Source organism: Klebsiella sp. GL120222-02 (assembly GCF_003097195.1).
GTDB lineage: Bacteria > Pseudomonadota > Gammaproteobacteria > Enterobacterales > Enterobacteriaceae > Klebsiella > Klebsiella variicola.
Genome location: NZ_QEQO01000007.1, coordinates 214488 through 229959 on the forward strand (window position 1 = coordinate 214488; position 15472 = coordinate 229959).

Genomic DNA, 15472 nt, shown 5'->3' on the forward strand with positions numbered 1-15472 from the left:
GCCGGCGAGCTATTCTCCCCCCTCGCTTTTCTGCCCCTCTCTGTCTGCCAGCCACGCCGGAAACGCCTCTATCGGCATCGGCCGGGCATAATAAAATCCCTGCAGCACATCGACGCCGTGGCCCCGGAGATAGCTTTCCTGCTCCAGCGTCTCCACCCCTTCGGCCACGGTAACGATATTCAGACGGTCGGCGAGGGCTATAATGATATCCGTCACCGTGGCATTGACGCTGTCTATCCCGACGGAACTGGTAAACGAGCGGTCGATCTTCAGCACGTCCGGCCGCAGTTTTTCCAGCCACGAGAGCGAGCTGTTACCGGTGCCAAAATCATCTATCGCCAGCTGGACCCCTTTTAAATGCAAATGTTCGGCCATGTGCTGGTCGCCATCCTGCAGGACATCGCGTTCGGTGAGTTCAACCACCAGCTGTTGTACCGGATTGACGCTAAACCAGTAATTGTGCAGGTCATGCAGCAGCAAACCGTGGGCAAAGTGACGGGCAGCGACATTAATCGCGATATGAAAATGCGGCTCGCTGGGGAAGGCGTCCAGGCGGCGGGCGGTTTCGGCTATCACATAGCGGGTGAGGGGAATAATCAGATTGTCCCCTTCGGCGATGGGAATAAATACCTCGGGCGAAATCTCGCCGCGGCGGGGGTTGTTCCAGCGCAGCAGGATCTCCACCCCGCAGCAGCGTCCGCTGCGCGCATCCTGCAGCGGCTGGCACCAGAGGGTAAATTCCCGGGCAGTGATGCCGAGACTTATCTCTCGCGAGAAACTCATTCTGCCGGCGGTGGCCAGCCAGGCGATGCCGGTCATCAACAGGCTGAAGATGAGGGCCAGCGGCAGCTCACCGGGCAGCTCCTCCAGCGCGATAGTCGCGGCGCCCGGACCGTTAATGTTGATGGTAAAGGGAAATTCTGTGGAGCGCTGGCGATAAATCACTGACGCCTGCGGGGCGTGCGCTTTGTCAATCAGGCCGAGGCCGCTGATAAAATAATGGTCGCCGACCTGCAGGCTGACGTCGCTGATCAGGGGCGATTTTTCTTTGAGAATTAAGGTCCCCAGCAGTTCGATATTGACAATTAACATCACGCCGTCGAAGCCGCTTTCCGAGGCTGGATACCACTGGATCAGCACCGGTGTGCCTTTGAGCAGTGAGTTGTCGGTAGAAAAGAGCAGTAAGGGGTGGTGAGCCGGAAGCGCGGGCTGCAGCTGGTGCAGATCCGCCTGCCGTTGCCCAAAGATACTGGAACAGTAGATCATCCCTGACGCCACCAGCGCGACGGAGCGGACCGTCTGCAGCGAGGCCGCCATTTTGCGTAGCGTAAGATGAATATCCATGCAGGGTTTGTCGACCAGGGAGAGTAGCGTCGCCCGCTCTGCGCTCAGTGGACGCAGGATGTTATCCAGCGCCGTGACCCGCTGGCTGGCGGCAGTGCGAATGTACTCTTCATTTACGCTACGCTGTGAAATAAATCGGATAGCTAAGGTGGTACCCAGGGTTAGCAGGGCTACCAGCAGGCAGACAATAATGCGTTTGCGACGATAGGCCGTAATGACTTTTTGTGCAGTCTGCATGTGCGACACCCTGTCGACAGGACGAGTGGTTAAGCGTGGCTTATTTAATAGAGCAATTGTAGTGGCAGAATATCGCCAGGTATAGAAAAAAGAAAATGCGCCGTTGAAGGCGCATCAGGGAGATTTCAGTCACCAGAGTTATCCCCCTGCGCGCTTTGCGGGCGCAGGGGGGGACGAACAGTTTAGTCACACTGAACTTTAATCGCCAGGCCGCCGCGGGAGGTTTCGCGGTACTTGGCGTTCATGTCTTTACCGGTTTCGTACATGGTCTCGATCACTTTGTCGAGCGAGACGCGCGGTTCGCTGGTACGGCGCATCGCCATTCGCGCGGCGTTGATTGCCTTGACGGAGGCGATGGCGTTACGTTCAATGCATGGCACTTGCACCTGGCCGGCGACCGGGTCGCAGGTCAGGCCGAGGTTGTGTTCCATGCCGATCTCCGCCGCCACGCAAACCTGTTCCGGGCTGGCGCCGAGCAGTTCAGCCAGGCCCGCCGCCGCCATCGAGCAGGCAACGCCCACTTCACCCTGACAGCCGACTTCCGCTCCGGAAATGGAGGCATTCATCTTGTACAGCGCGCCGATCGCCCCGCAGGCCATAAAGTAGCGGATATAAATTTCCGGGCTGACGGATTCGATAAAGTGGTCGTAATAGGCGAGTACCGCCGGAACGATGCCGCAGGCGCCGTTGGTCGGCGCGGTCACCACGCGACCGCCGGCGGCGTTCTCTTCATTGACCGCCAGTGCGAACATATTGACCCAGTCAACGACGTTCATCGGATCGCTGGAGAGCTTATCGCTGGCCACCAGCAGACGACGCAGCGCCGAGGCGCGACGCGGCACGCGCAGCGGACCAGGCAGCACGCCTTCGGTGTTCATCCCACGGTCGATACAGGCGCGCATGGTCTGCCAGACGTTGGCGAAATAGTCCTCGATCTCTTTTTTGCTGTGCAGCGCCAGCTCGTTTTGCATCACCATCCCGGAGAGCGACAGGCCGGTCTCTTTACAATACGCCAGCATTTCCTGCGCCGATTTAAACGGGTAGGGCACCTGCAATTCGTTGGCGTTTTCTTTGCCGAAGTGCTCTTCATCGACGATAAAGCCGCCGCCAATCGAGTAATAGGTCTTGCAGTAGATCTCTTTCTCGCCGGCCCAGGCATGAATGGTCATGCCGTTTTCGTGCAGCGGCAGGTTGTCGCTGCGAAAACGCATGCCGTCATCCGCCGGGAAGTCGACCTCGTGCTGGCCGTTGGCCAGCAGCAGTCGGCCGCGCGCCTCGACGTCACGGATAAATGCCGGGATCGCGTCAATATCGACCGTATCGGGCTGATTGCCCGCCAGTCCCATGATAATGGCGATGTCCGTATGGTGGCCTTTGCCGGTTAATGACAGCGAGCCGTAGACGTCAACCGCCACACGGGTCACCGCATTAAGCAATCCTTTTTCGACCAGGTCATCGACGAACTGTTTACCGGCCTTCATCGGGCCAACAGTGTGGGAAGATGAGGGACCAATCCCCACCTTGAACATGTCGAATAGACTAATCACGATAATACTCCTGACAGGGTTACCGCGGGTGCGGTAACGATGTAATAACTGCGCATAGTGTAAGAGGGAAGCGCGCTGCCAGTTGAACTATTCACATGAATTAAACTAATGGATAACCGCGATTTTACTAATAGTGAGAGCGCCCTCTCATAATCAGTATAGCTAAGGTCGAGCGCCTATCTGCAACGCCAGCTCGCGAATGATCCCGGCGGTCATTCCCCAGACAAAATAATGCTGGTACCAGGAGAGCCAGACGCGGTGATCGTTGCCCCGACGGTGGATGTCGAGCGGATGGTAGCGCCCCAGACGCAGGGCTTCGGCGAGGGGCATCTCAAATACTGCGGAGACTTCGTCCTGGCTGGCATGATAGTGCAGATTGGGGGGGATAATACCCACCACCGGCGTCACCTGAAAACCGGTGACGCTGTCCACTGGCGGCAGAACGCCGATCACCTCGACGGCTTCCGGGGGGATCGCGACTTCTTCCTGGGCTTCGCGCAGGGCGGCGGCGATAAGCGTCGCATCGGTATTATCTACCGCGCCGCCGGGAAAGGCGACCTGACCGGCGTGCTTGCGCAGCAGCGGCGAACGCTGGGTCAGCAGCAGGCCGGGCTGCGGCCGGCGCACGATCGGCACCAGCACCGCCGCCTGCCGCTGATTGAGCGCATGGCGCGAAGGCTGGGGGCGCAGCAGCTGGAAGCGGGACAGAAAATCATCCAGATTGAGGGCGTGGTCCGCCATGGTCTAGTTCTCCAGTTGGTGCAGGATACGATTAACTTTATCAAAAGTTTCCTGATATTCCGCATCTTCCTCGCTGTCCGCGACGATACCGCCTCCAGCGGAGCAATACAGTTGCCCCTGCCAGGCCGTCAGGGTGCGAATGGTGATGCTGGTATCCATATTGCCGCAATAGCTCAGGTAGCCAATGCTCCCGCACCAGGCGTTACGTCGCTGAGGTTCCAGTTCATCGATAATCTCCATCGCCCGGACCTTCGGGGCGCCAGTGATAGATCCCCCGGGGAAGGCGGCGCGCAGCAGATCGCTGGCATGCAGCGTCGCCGGTAAGCGGGCGGTGATGGTGCTGACCAGATGATGGACCGCCGGGAACGGCTCCACCACGAACAGCTCGGGGACCCGCACGCTGCCCGGCACGGCGACGCGGCCGATGTCGTTGCGCATCAGGTCGACAATCATTAAATTCTCGGCGCGGTCTTTCGGGGAGTTCGCCAGCTTCTCAGCCTGCCGCGCATCTTCCTGCGGCGAATCGAGCCGCGGCAGAGTACCTTTTATCGGGCGCGTCTGGATCTCTCCCTGGCGCAACTGAATAAATCGCTCCGGCGACAGGCTTAAAATCGCCCCTTCCTCGAGGCGAATAAAGGCGCTAAAGGGGGCGCGGTTGGCAACGTTCAACTGGCGGAAAGCCTGCCATTCATCACCGACGTAGCGGGCCTGAAAACGCTGGGCGAGGTTGACCTGATAGCAGTCGCCGCTGTGCAGATAGGCCTGCACCTGGCGAAATTTCTCGCCGTACTGCTGGCGGCTCATATTTGACTGCCAGGCAGAGGTCAGGGCGAAAGGTTTCATCGCCGGACGGGATTGCGCCTGCAGCCACTGCAGGCGCTGCTGCGGATCGTCATAGCTGAGCAGCGAAATTTGCTGGCGCTGATGGTCGACAATCAGCGCCCAGTCATAGATCCCCACCGCCATATCCGGCAGCGCGATATCGGCCTGGGCATGAGCTGGAAGTCGCTCAAAGCGGCGGCCCAGATCGTACCCGAATAGCCCCAGCGCGCCGCCAAGAAACGGCAGATCGTCATGGGGCTGCGGCGTGAACGGCTGACGATCCAACTGCTGTTGAAGCAGTTGCAGCGGATCTTCCGCGGAGACAAAAGCGGTTTCGCCGTCATCGACCCACGTCTGTTCACCGCGCGTCAGCAGCGTGGCGCGCGGGGCAGCCACCAGAATATCAAAGCGGTTATGCGGATGGTCGGCAAAGCCGGAATGCAGCAGCATCGCCCAGGGCAGGGCGCTTAACGGCGCAAAATAGTGTTCGGCCGCATCCGGGCGCCAGGGCAGGGTAATAATCGCGGGGGACAACATCTTTCTCGATCCTGAACGTTGCCGTCCCTCTGGCGTAGGCGGGGACAGCGTGAAATAATTACGCCCCACAATGTAGCAGGAGTAAAAGATGTTTGCAGGTTTACCTTCGCTGAGCCACGAGCAACAGCAAAAAGCGGTCGAACGTATCCATGAGCTAATGGCCCAGGGGATGAGCAGCGGTCAGGCGATTGCCCTGGTGGCGGAAGAACTGCGCGCAACGCATACCGGCGAGCAGATCGTCGCGCGCTTTGAAGATGAGGATGAAGATCAAGACGAAGATGAGGACGACTAATTACACCGCGGCGATAATTTTGATCTCAACTTTATACTGCGGGTTCATCAGCGTCGCTTCCACCGTGCAGCGCACCGGGGCGTGACCGGCCACCACCCACGCGTCCCAGGCTTTATTCATCGCCGCAAAGTCGCTTTTATCGGCGAGGAAGATGGTGGCGTCAAGAATACGCGACTTGTCGCTGCCCTGTTTTTCCAGCACCGCGTCAATCTGCGCAAGGGTATTGGCGGTCTGCTCGAAGGCGTCGGCATCAAGATTTGCCGGCACGCCGGTGTAGTACAGGGTCTGGTTGTGGATCACCACGTCTGACCAACGGGCTTCGGCATCAATACGCGTAATTGTCATTTCTTTTTCCTCTTTGAGCATTCCATTCGGCTGCGGCAAGACTGCCATAATGTTCCGCTCGCGTCACTACCTGGACTGGCGAAACGCCGTCCTCCCTGACATAATCACTGTCCAAATAACCAGGGGGCAATGTGATCGACGATTTTGCAGCAGACGGCCAGTTAGCCAAAGCCATACCGGGATTTAAGCCGCGCGAACCGCAGCGCCAGATGGCGAAAGCGGTGAGCGAAGCGATTGAGGCCTCCCGACCGCTGGTGGTGGAAGCGGGGACCGGAACCGGTAAAACCTACGCTTACCTGGCGCCTGCGCTGCGGGCGAAAAAAAAGGTGATTATCTCCACCGGCTCGAAAGCGCTGCAGGATCAGCTCTATAGCCGCGATCTGCCCACCGTCGCCAAAGCGCTCAAATTCACCGGGAAACTGGCGCTGCTCAAAGGGCGCTCCAACTACCTGTGTCTCGAACGTCTTGAGCAGCAGGCGCTGGCAGGCGGCGATCTGCCGGTGCAAACCCTCAGCGATGTGATCCTCCTGCGCTCCTGGTCGAATCAAACCCAGGATGGCGATATCAGCACCTGCGCCAGCGTCGCGGAAGATTCCCAGGCCTGGCCGCTGGTCACCAGCACCAACGATAACTGTCTCGGTAGCGACTGCCCACTGTATAAAGATTGCTTCGTGGTGAAGGCGCGTAAAAAAGCGATGGACGCCGACGTGGTGGTGGTCAACCATCACCTGTTCCTGGCCGATATGGTGGTCAAAGAGAGCGGCTTTGCCGAGCTGATCCCCGAGGCGGAAGTGATGATCTTCGATGAAGCCCATCAGCTGCCGGATATCGCCAGTCAGTACTTTGGTCAGTCGCTCTCCAGCCGCCAGCTGCTGGATCTGGCGAAAGACATCACCATTGCCTACCGCACCGAACTGAAAGACACCCAGCAGTTGCAAAAATGCGCCGACCGCCTGGCGCAAAGCGCTCAGGATTTTCGCCTGCAGCTGGGGGATCCCGGCTATCGCGGCAACCTGCGCGAACTGCTGGCGGATAGCCACATTCAGCGCGCGCTGCTGCTGCTCGATGACGCGCTCGAACTATGCTATGACGTCGCCAAACTTTCGCTGGGCCGCTCGGCGCTGCTCGACGCCGCCTTTGAGCGCGCCACCCTCTATCGCGGGCGCTTAAAGCGGTTGAAAGAGATTAACCAGCCGGGCTACAGCTACTGGTATGAGTGCACCTCGCGCCACTTTACTCTCGCCCTTACGCCGTTGACCGTGGCCGAGAAGTTTAAAGAGGTGATGGCGCAGAAGTCGGGAAGCTGGATCTTTACCTCGGCGACGCTGTCAGTCAACGACGATCTGCATCACTTCACTGCCCGGCTGGGGATCGACGAGGCGCAGTCCCTGCTGCTGCCGAGCCCCTTTGATTATCAACATCAGGCGCTGCTCTGCGTGCCGCGCAATCTGCCGCTGCCGAACCAGCCTGGCGCGGCGCGCCACCTGGCGGCGATGCTCAAGCCGCTGATCGAGGCCAACGACGGTCGCTGCTTTATGCTGTGTACCTCGCACGCCATGATGCGCGATCTGGCGGAGCAGTTCCGCGCCACCATGACGCTACCGGTGCTGCTGCAGGGGGAAACCAGCAAAGGCCAGCTGTTGCAGCAGTTTGTCAGCGCCGGCAACGCCCTGCTGGTGGCCACCAGCAGCTTCTGGGAAGGGGTCGACGTGCGCGGCGATGCGCTGTCGCTGGTGATCATCGATAAGCTGCCGTTTACTTCGCCGGACGACCCGCTGCTGAAAGCGCGCATGGAAGATTGCCGGCTGCGCGGCGGCGATCCGTTCGATGAAGTGCAGCTCCCGGAAGCCGTCATCACCCTCAAACAGGGGGTGGGGCGTCTGATCCGCGATATCGACGATCGCGGGGTGCTGGTGATCTGCGACAACCGGCTGGTAATGCGCCCCTACGGCGCGGTGTTCCTGGCCAGCCTGCCGCCCGCGCCGCGGACCCGCGATATCCGCCGGGCGGTGCGCTTCCTCGCCGTGCCGCCGGCAAGGTAATCCGCACTAAAATGTGTTAAGCTGCGCGCCATTTTGTTAATTAGCGGTTCCCAATAGACTTCGGGCGGCATGGCGGCGGGTTGGCCGTTTGCCGGAAAACAGGCTGCCTGAAGGCCTGAACTATGTAACGAGAGCGTGACCACCCATGCGAATTTTGGCTATCGATACCGCCACAGAGGCCTGCTCCGCGGCGCTGTGGAATGATGGCACCCTTAGTGCTCATTTCGAAATTTGTCCCCGCGAACATACCCAACGTATCCTGCCGCTGGTGCAGGAGGTCCTCACCGAGAGCGGCGCCACGCTGACCGAGCTGGACGCGCTGGCCTTTGGCCGCGGTCCGGGTAGCTTTACCGGCGTGCGCATCGGCATCGGTATCGCTCAGGGGCTGGCGCTGGGCGCTGAGCTGCCAATGATCGGCGTTTCGACGCTGGCCACCATGGCGCAGGGCGCCTGGCGCAAAACCGGCGCCACCCGCGTGCTGGCGGCCATTGACGCGCGAATGGGCGAAGTCTACTGGGCCGAGTACCAGCGTGACGAGCAGGGCGTCTGGCATGGCGAAGAGACGGAAGCGGTGCTCAAACCGGAAGCGGTAGCCGAACGGCTGGCACAGCTTTCCGGCGAATGGGCCACCGTCGGCACCGGCTGGCAGGCGTGGCCGGATCTGGCGAAAGCGAGCGGACTGACCTTAAGCAGCGGCGAAATTGAATTGCCGGCGGCGGAGGATATGCTGCCGTTAGCCTGTTACCTGCTGGCGGCGGGGAAAACCGTGGCCGTGGAGAAAGCGGAGCCGGTTTATTTGCGAAACGAGGTGGCGTGGAAGAAACTTCCAGGCCGCGAGTGAATCTCAGTAACAAGAAGACTGAGAAAAGGAGTCGCATCATGGCGGGTCAAAAACAGGGCGTTCGCTGGCTGTTAGCCGCGGCGGTTGCCGTTGCGCTAAGCGGCTGCGTGTCAGTGCCGGATGCCATCAAAGGCACCAGCCCTACGCCGCAGCAGGATTTAGTGCGGGTGATGAACGCCCCGCAGCTGTACGTTGGCCAGGAAGCACGCTTTGGCGGCAAAGTGGTCAATGTGCAGAACCAGCAGGGTAAAACCCGCTTAGAAATCGCCACCGTACCGCTGGACAGCGGCGCACGGCCTGTGCTGGGCGAACCGTCTCGTGGGCGGATCTATGCCGACGTTAACGGCTTCCTCGATCCGGTCGACTACCGCGGCCAGCTGGTCACCGTGGTCGGGCCGATTGCCGGCGTGGTCGACGGCAAAGTGGGCAGCACGCCGTATAAATTTATGCTGATGAACGCCATCGGTTACAAACGCTGGAACGTGGTGCAGCAGGTGGTGATGCCCCCGCAGCCCATCGATCCGTGGATGCTGGGTCCGCGCCCCTGGGGTTACGGCTATGGCGGCTGGGGCTGGTACAACCCCGGCCCTGCTGAGGTGAGAAACGTCGTAACCGAATGATTTTGTTGTTTATGTTAGTTCAAAGAAACAGCGGCCGGTCCGCTGTTTCTTTGTTTTCAGTCGAATAAGAAAAAAAATAGTGACGCGCTTCGCAACCTGCTCATTGCCTAATTAATAAACTGGTACGCTGAGTTAATATAATGTTAACAAAATGTATTTACCAGGGGCTGTGATGACGACGAATAACTATTTCAGAGGTGATGCAGTGAAAAAGGTTTGGCTAAACCGTTATCCCGCAGATGTTCCTGCGGAGATAAACCCTGACCGCTATCAATCCCTGGTTGAACTGTTTGAGCATGCCACCACCCGCTACGCTGACCAACCGGCGTTTATCAATATGGGTGAAGTGATGACCTACCGTAAGCTGGAAGAGCGTAGTCGCGCCTTTGCCGCTTACCTTCAGGAGGGGTTAGGATTACAGAAGGGCGATCGCGTGGCCCTGATGATGCCTAACCTGCTGCAGTATCCGGTGGCTCTGTTTGGCATCCTGCGCGCCGGGATGATCGTGGTTAACGTCAACCCCTTGTATACCCCGCGTGAACTGGAGCATCAGCTCAACGACAGCGGCGCGGCGGCGATCGTCATCGTCTCCAACTTTGCCCATACCCTGGAAAAAGTGGTGGCGAAAACTCAGGTTAAGCACGTGATCCTGACGCGAATGGGCGACCAGCTCTCCACCGCCAAAGGCACGCTGGTGAACTTCGTGGTCAAGTACATCAAGCGCCTGGTGCCGAAGTACCACCTGCCGGATGCCATCTCGTTTCGCAGCGCGCTGCAGCATGGCTACCGCATGCAGTACGTGAAGCCGGAGATCGTTCCAGAAGATCTGGCGTTTCTGCAGTACACCGGGGGCACCACCGGCGTGGCCAAAGGGGCGATGCTGACCCACCGCAACATGCTGGCTAACCTCGAGCAGGTCAATGCCACCTACGGCCCGCTGCTGCATCGCGGCAAAGAGTTCGTGGTGACCGCGCTGCCGCTGTATCACATTTTCGCCCTGACCATGAACTGCCTGCTGTTTATCGAACTGGGCGGGCAAAATTTGCTGATCACCAACCCACGCGACATTCCCGGGCTGGTGAAGGAGCTGGCGAAATATCCCTTTACCGCCATGACCGGGGTCAATACCCTGTTCAACGCCTTGCTGAACAACAAAGAGTTCCAGCAGCTTGATTTCTCCTCGCTGCACCTCTCCGCCGGCGGTGGGATGCCGGTGCAGCAGGCGGTGGCCGAGCGCTGGGTAAAACTGACCGGACAATATCTGCTGGAGGGCTACGGCCTGACCGAGTGTTCGCCGCTGGTCAGCGTCAATCCGCACGATATCGACTACCACAGCGGCAGCATTGGCCTGCCGGTGCCTTCCACTGAAGCCAAACTGGTGGACGACGACGATAACGAAGTGGCGCCGGGTCAGCCGGGCGAGCTCTGTATCAAGGGGCCGCAGGTGATGCTGGGCTACTGGCAGCGTCCTGACGCGACGGATGAGATTATCAAAGACGGCTGGTTGCACACCGGGGATATCGCGGTGATGGATGAAGAGGGATTCCTGCGCATCGTTGACCGGAAAAAAGATATGATCCTGGTGTCGGGTTTTAACGTCTATCCGAATGAAATCGAAGATGTGGTTATGCAGCACAGCGGCGTCCTCGAAGTGGCGGCCATCGGCGTGCCGTCCGGCAGCAGCGGTGAAGCGGTGAAGATTTTCGTGGTCAAGAAAGAGGCCGCATTAACCGAAGAGGCGCTGATTACGTTCTGCCGCCGCCATCTCACCGGCTACAAAGTGCCGAAGTTGGTGGAATTCCGTGACGAACTGCCGAAATCCAATGTCGGGAAAATTTTGCGGCGAGAACTGCGTGACGAAGCGCGCGCTAAAGTGGACAATAAAGGCTAAGTAACGAATGAGTCGCCTGACGCCGGCTACGCCGGCGTTTTTTATGGGCGCAAGTTAAGAGAGTATGCTTTGAACTATCAGATGATCACCACCGACGATGGCCTGCGCGCTGTGTGCGAAGCGGCAAGCGCGGCCTCCGCCGTCGCTCTGGATACGGAATTTGTCCGTACCCGTACCTACTATCCGCAGCTGGGCCTGCTGCAGCTGTTCGACGGCACCCAGGTCTCTCTGATCGATCCCTTGACGATTAGCGACTGGGCGCCGATGCGCGAGCTGCTGCTCAACCAGGATGTGACTAAATATCTGCATGCCGGCAGCGAAGATTTAGAAGTCTTCCTCAATGCGTTCAGCCTGATGCCGCAGCCGCTGATCGACACCCAGGTCCTGGCGGCGTTCTGCGGCCGCCCGATGTCCTGGGGCTTTGCCTCTATGGTGGAAGAGTATTCCGGGGTGGCGCTGGATAAAAGTGAATCCCGCACCGACTGGCTGGCGCGCCCGCTGACCGAGCGTCAGTGTGAATATGCCGCAGCTGACGTCTGGTACCTGTTGCCGATCGCCAGCCAATTAATGGCGGAGACCGACCGCGCAGGCTGGCTGTCGGCGGCGCTGGACGAATGTCGTCTGATGCAGCAGCGCCGTCAGGAGGTGGTCGACCCGGCCGAGGCCTGGCGCGACATCGGCAACGCCTGGCAGCTGCGTACCCGCCAGCTGGGCTGCCTGCAGCTGCTGGCAGAGTGGCGTCTGCGCAAAGCGCGTGAGCGCGACCTGGCGGTGAACTTTGTGGTGCGGGAAGAGCATCTGTGGAGCGTGGCGCGCTATATGCCCACCAGCCTCGGCGAGCTCGACAGCCTCGGGTTGTCCGGCAGTGAAATTCGCTTCCACGGCAAAACGTTGATTAGCCTGGTCGAGAAAGCCCAGGCGCTGCCGGAATCGGCCCTGCCGGCGCCGCTGCAGAACCTCATTGACATGCCGGGATACCGTAAAGCCTTTAAAGATATTAAAGCGCTGGTGCAGGAAGTGAGCGCCGACAAGGGCGTGAGCGCGGAACTGCTGGCCTCGCGTCGGCAGATCAACCAGTTGCTGAACTGGCACTGGCAGTTGAAAACGCAAGCCGGTGAGCCTGAGCTGATTTCCGGCTGGCGTGGCGAACTGATGGCCGGGCGGCTGAAGTCGCTGTTAAACGACTATCCGCGCTAGCGGGCGGTCTGGTTCAGGCCATTAAAAAACCGGCAGCGCAGGGCGTAGCCGGTTTTTTTTCGGGATGGAACAGCAGGTCAGGGTTTCGACTCTTCCGTTTCGGGTAGGGTCACGTTCAGCTCAAGAATCGAAATATCACCATCCCGCTGCTCTAGCTGCACGCTGACCATCTCCGGGTCGATCTGCACGTATTTACAGATCACTTCCAGAATATCTTTGCGCAACTGTGGCAGGTAGTGCGGCTCCGCGTCGCCGCGGCGACGCTCGGCGACGATGATTTGCAGGCGTTCTTTCGCAATATTAGCCGTGTTCTTTTTTCGCGAGAGAAAAAAGTCGAGTAAAGCCATAATTTATCCTCCGAACAGGCGTTTGAGGAATCCTTTCTTCTCTTCTTCAATGAAGCGGAAAGGGCGTTCTTCTCCGAGCAGACGTTCAACGGTATCGGCATAGGCTTTGCCTGCGTCCGACGCGGCATCCAGAATCACGGGCTCACCCTGGTTGGATGCGCGCAGGACTGACTGGTCTTCCGGGATCACGCCCACCAGGTTGATGCGCAGAATTTCCAGCACGTCTTCCATGCTCAGCATATCGCCTTTATTGACGCGGCCTGGATTGTAGCGGGTCAGCAGTAAATGCTCTTTGATCGGCTCTTCGCCATTTTCCGCACGACGGGATTTCGAAGCGAGAATGCCAAGGATACGGTCGGAGTCGCGAACGGAGGAGACTTCCGGGTTGGTGGTGATGATGGCTTCATCAGCAAAATAGAGCGCCATCAGCGCACCGGTTTCGATACCTGCCGGTGAATCACAGACGATGAAATCGAAGTCCATTTTCTTCAGTTCTTCGAGAACTTTGTCGACGCCTTCGCGGGTCAGGGCGTCTTTATCCCGGGTCTGAGAGGCCGGGAGAATGTAGAGATTTTCCGTACGCTTATCTTTGATCAGCGCCTGGTTCAACGTGGCATCGCCCTGGATGACGTTGACGAAATCATAAACGACGCGACGTTCGCAGCCCATAATCAGATCGAGGTTACGCAGGCCGATGTCGAAGTCGATAACGACGGTTTTCTTTCCCTTCTGGGCCAAACCTGTAGCGATGGCCGCGCTGGAGGTGGTCTTGCCAACGCCCCCTTTACCCGAAGTCACAACAATAATGCGTGCCATAGAAATTCCTTGTTAAAAAGGGATTAATTCAACGGTTGAACTGTCAAAGCGCTTTCACCTAAACGCAGGCGTGCCGCTTTGCCATAAAATTCGGCCGGGATGTTATCGCTCAGCCAATATTCCCCGGCGATGGAGACCAGCTCCGCCGCAAGGTGGGTACAAAATATCTGGGCGTCTCTGTCGCCACCGGCGCCTGCCAGCGCGCGTCCTCGCATCATGCCATATACATGGATATTGCCGTCAGCGATAAGTTCCGCACCGGCACTCACATGATTTGTAACAATAAGATCACAGTGTGGCGCATAAATGCGCTGACCGGAACGTACCGGCTGATCAATCAAACGCGTTTTTGTGATCTGGTTAGCAACTGGCGGCGGCGGAGGGGTGGGTTCGGACGGTGCCGGACGAGGGGCTTTCTCTTTCCCTTCGGTTAATAACGGGATCCCGGCGCGATCGATTTCGGTTTTCAGGCGCGGGATTTTGCATCCGCTGACGCCCATAATGCGTAAACCGGTCGCGGCGATGGCCTCGTTAATGGCGCGCCATTCGACCTCCTCCTCCACGCTGGCGATATTCACCACCACCGGCGCATGGCGTAAAAAGGCGGGAGCCTGGGCGATTTTGTCTTCTAACGCCTGACGAATAACCTCGGGATTTGCATCGTGCAAATGAACGACAGATAACGTGAAGCTACTGCCTTTAAGTTCGATTGGCGTATTTGACATCCTGGCCTTACTCAATTTGCTGTTTATCAACCGCAGAAGTGCGGTGATATTCCGAAGACTAAAAGGCATGTTATAGTCACTCATATATTGAGGCAAGTGACCACGGGTCTAATTCCGAGTAAAACTATGTTTTGTGTGATCTATCGAAGTACTAAACGTGAACAAACCTATTTATACGTCGAAAAAAAAGACGATTTCTCACGCGTTCCTGACGAGCTAATGCGCGGCTTCGGCACGCCGCAAATGGCGATGCTGCTGCCGCTGGATGGGCGCAAAAAGCTGGTTAACGCCGACCTGGAAAAAGTGAAACAGGCGTTGAGCGAGCAGGGCTATTACCTGCAACTTCCCCCGCCATCTGAAAATCTACTAAAGAAACACCTGGCGGAACAGGGGAAACAATCCGATTAACCCACGAGGGAAAATAATGTACCAACATCATAACTGGCAGGGTGCGCTTCTGGATTATCCAGTGAGCAAAGTGGTTTGCGTCGGCAGTAATTATGCAAAACACATCAAGGAAATGGGCAGTGCGACGCCGGAAGAGCCGGTGCTGTTTATTAAACCTGAGACCGCGCTGTGCGATCTCCGTCAGCCGTTGGTGCTTCCTGAAGGGCTGGGCTCAGTGCACCACGAAGTCGAGCTGGCGGTGCTGATCGGCAGCACGCTGCGTCAGGCGACGGAAGAGCATGTGCAGAAAGGGATCGCCGGCTATGGCGTCGCGCTGGATCTCACCCTGCGCGACCTGCAGGCTAAGATGAAAAAGGCCGGGCAACCGTGGGAGAAGGCGAAAGGCTTCGATAACGCCAGTCCAATCTCCGGCTTTATCCCGGCCGCTGAGTTCCACGGCGACCCGCAGAATACGCCGTTAAGCCTGAAGATTAACGGTGAAGTGCGCCAGCAGGGAACCACAGCCGACATGATCCATAAGATTGTGCCGCTGATCGCCTATATGTCGCGCTTCTTTACCCTCAAAGCCGGGGATGTGATCCTCACCGGCACCCCGGAAGGGGTGGGGCCGCTGCACAGCGGTGACGAACTGGAAGTTGGCTTCAACGGCCTGTCGCTCACCACCCGCGTGCTGTAAGCGCTGCTTGCCGCCTTTTGGGGCGGCAAAACTTGCATCGGCGT

16 protein-coding genes are annotated in these 15472 nt (G+C 58.5%); 8 read left to right on the plus strand and 8 right to left on the minus strand.

All coding sequences use genetic code 11. The features are described 5' to 3' along the window. Positions 1-9: 9 nt before the first annotated feature. The 4 genes from N438_RS20445 to pabB all read right to left on the minus strand — a co-directional run bounded on the left by N438_RS20445 (position 10) and on the right by pabB (position 5228). Positions 10-1581: an EAL domain-containing protein gene (locus N438_RS20445; protein WP_012967761.1), complete on the minus strand. Its 1572-nt coding sequence runs from the start codon at positions 1579-1581 to the stop codon at positions 10-12. 182 nt (positions 1582-1763) lie between these two features. After that, entirely contained in the window at positions 1764-3128 is a 1365-nt protein-coding gene (sdaA, locus tag N438_RS20450) for an L-serine ammonia-lyase (protein ID WP_004151445.1), read from the minus strand. Between the two features lie 162 nt (positions 3129-3290). Beyond that, a complete protein-coding gene (locus tag N438_RS20455) occupies positions 3291-3869 on the minus strand; it encodes a CoA pyrophosphatase (protein ID WP_008804292.1) in 579 nt (192 codons plus the stop codon). Between the two features lie 3 nt (positions 3870-3872). Then, positions 3873-5228: an aminodeoxychorismate synthase component 1 gene (gene pabB, locus N438_RS20460; RefSeq protein WP_110242672.1), complete on the minus strand. Its 1356-nt coding sequence runs from the start codon at positions 5226-5228 to the stop codon at positions 3873-3875. Between the two features lie 88 nt (positions 5229-5316). Here pabB and N438_RS20465 point away from each other — a divergent pair, with 88 nt between their 5' ends. Next, positions 5317-5520: a YoaH family protein gene (locus N438_RS20465; RefSeq protein ID WP_008804294.1), complete on the plus strand. Its 204-nt coding sequence runs from the start codon at positions 5317-5319 to the stop codon at positions 5518-5520. Here N438_RS20465 and N438_RS20470 read toward each other — a convergent pair whose 3' ends face one another. Beyond that, positions 5521-5865, minus strand: a complete 345-nt coding sequence (locus N438_RS20470) for a RidA family protein (RefSeq protein WP_002910910.1) — start codon at positions 5863-5865, stop codon at positions 5521-5523. A 131-nt stretch (positions 5866-5996) separates the two neighbouring features. Here N438_RS20470 and N438_RS20475 point away from each other — a divergent pair, with 131 nt between their 5' ends. The 5 genes from N438_RS20475 (at position 5997) to rnd (ending at position 12456) form a co-directional block, all read left to right on the plus strand. Continuing rightward, on the plus strand, positions 5997-7907 hold the full coding sequence (locus tag N438_RS20475; RefSeq protein WP_008804295.1) for an ATP-dependent DNA helicase: 1911 nt from the start codon (positions 5997-5999) through the stop codon (positions 7905-7907). A gap of 145 nt (positions 7908-8052) precedes the next feature. Then, positions 8053-8748 (plus strand): tRNA (adenosine(37)-N6)-threonylcarbamoyltransferase complex dimerization subunit type 1 TsaB, encoded by a 696-nt coding sequence (tsaB, locus tag N438_RS20480; protein WP_008804296.1) that lies wholly within the window; start codon positions 8053-8055, stop codon positions 8746-8748. A gap of 38 nt (positions 8749-8786) precedes the next feature. After that, positions 8787-9368 (plus strand): Slp family lipoprotein, encoded by a 582-nt coding sequence (locus N438_RS20485; protein ID WP_008804297.1) that lies wholly within the window; start codon positions 8787-8789, stop codon positions 9366-9368. 205 nt (positions 9369-9573) lie between these two features. Continuing rightward, positions 9574-11259 (plus strand): long-chain-fatty-acid--CoA ligase FadD, encoded by a 1686-nt coding sequence (gene fadD, locus N438_RS20490; protein WP_012541274.1) that lies wholly within the window; start codon positions 9574-9576, stop codon positions 11257-11259. An 81-nt stretch (positions 11260-11340) separates the two neighbouring features. Next, complete coding sequence (rnd, locus tag N438_RS20495; protein WP_165818813.1) at positions 11341-12456, plus strand: ribonuclease D; 1116 nt, start codon at positions 11341-11343, stop codon at positions 12454-12456. A 77-nt stretch (positions 12457-12533) separates the two neighbouring features. Here the strand turns inward: rnd and minE are convergent, their stop codons facing one another. Genes minE through minC form a run of 3 tightly spaced genes read right to left on the minus strand, consistent with a single transcriptional unit; the run spans position 12534 to position 14344 of the window. Continuing rightward, positions 12534-12803 (minus strand): cell division topological specificity factor MinE, encoded by a 270-nt coding sequence (gene minE / locus N438_RS20500; RefSeq protein ID WP_004103270.1) that lies wholly within the window; start codon positions 12801-12803, stop codon positions 12534-12536. A gap of 3 nt (positions 12804-12806) precedes the next feature. Then, complete coding sequence (gene minD, locus N438_RS20505) at positions 12807-13619, minus strand: septum site-determining protein MinD (protein ID WP_008804300.1); 813 nt, start codon at positions 13617-13619, stop codon at positions 12807-12809. 23 nt (positions 13620-13642) lie between these two features. After that, positions 13643-14344, minus strand: coding sequence for a septum site-determining protein MinC (gene minC / locus N438_RS20510; RefSeq protein WP_008804301.1), 702 nt, complete (start codon positions 14342-14344; stop codon positions 13643-13645). Between the two features lie 126 nt (positions 14345-14470). On the opposite strand from minC, the gene N438_RS20515 reads away from it, so the two are divergent. Both N438_RS20515 and N438_RS20520 read left to right on the plus strand, forming a co-directional pair. Next, positions 14471-14752 carry a YcgL domain-containing protein gene (locus tag N438_RS20515; RefSeq protein WP_004203320.1) on the plus strand — a complete coding sequence of 94 codons (282 nt, stop codon included), beginning with the start codon at positions 14471-14473 and terminating at the stop codon, positions 14750-14752. 16 nt (positions 14753-14768) lie between these two features. Continuing rightward, entirely contained in the window at positions 14769-15428 is a 660-nt protein-coding gene (locus N438_RS20520) for a fumarylacetoacetate hydrolase family protein (protein ID WP_012967776.1), read from the plus strand. The last annotated feature ends 44 nt before the right edge of the window (positions 15429-15472 follow it).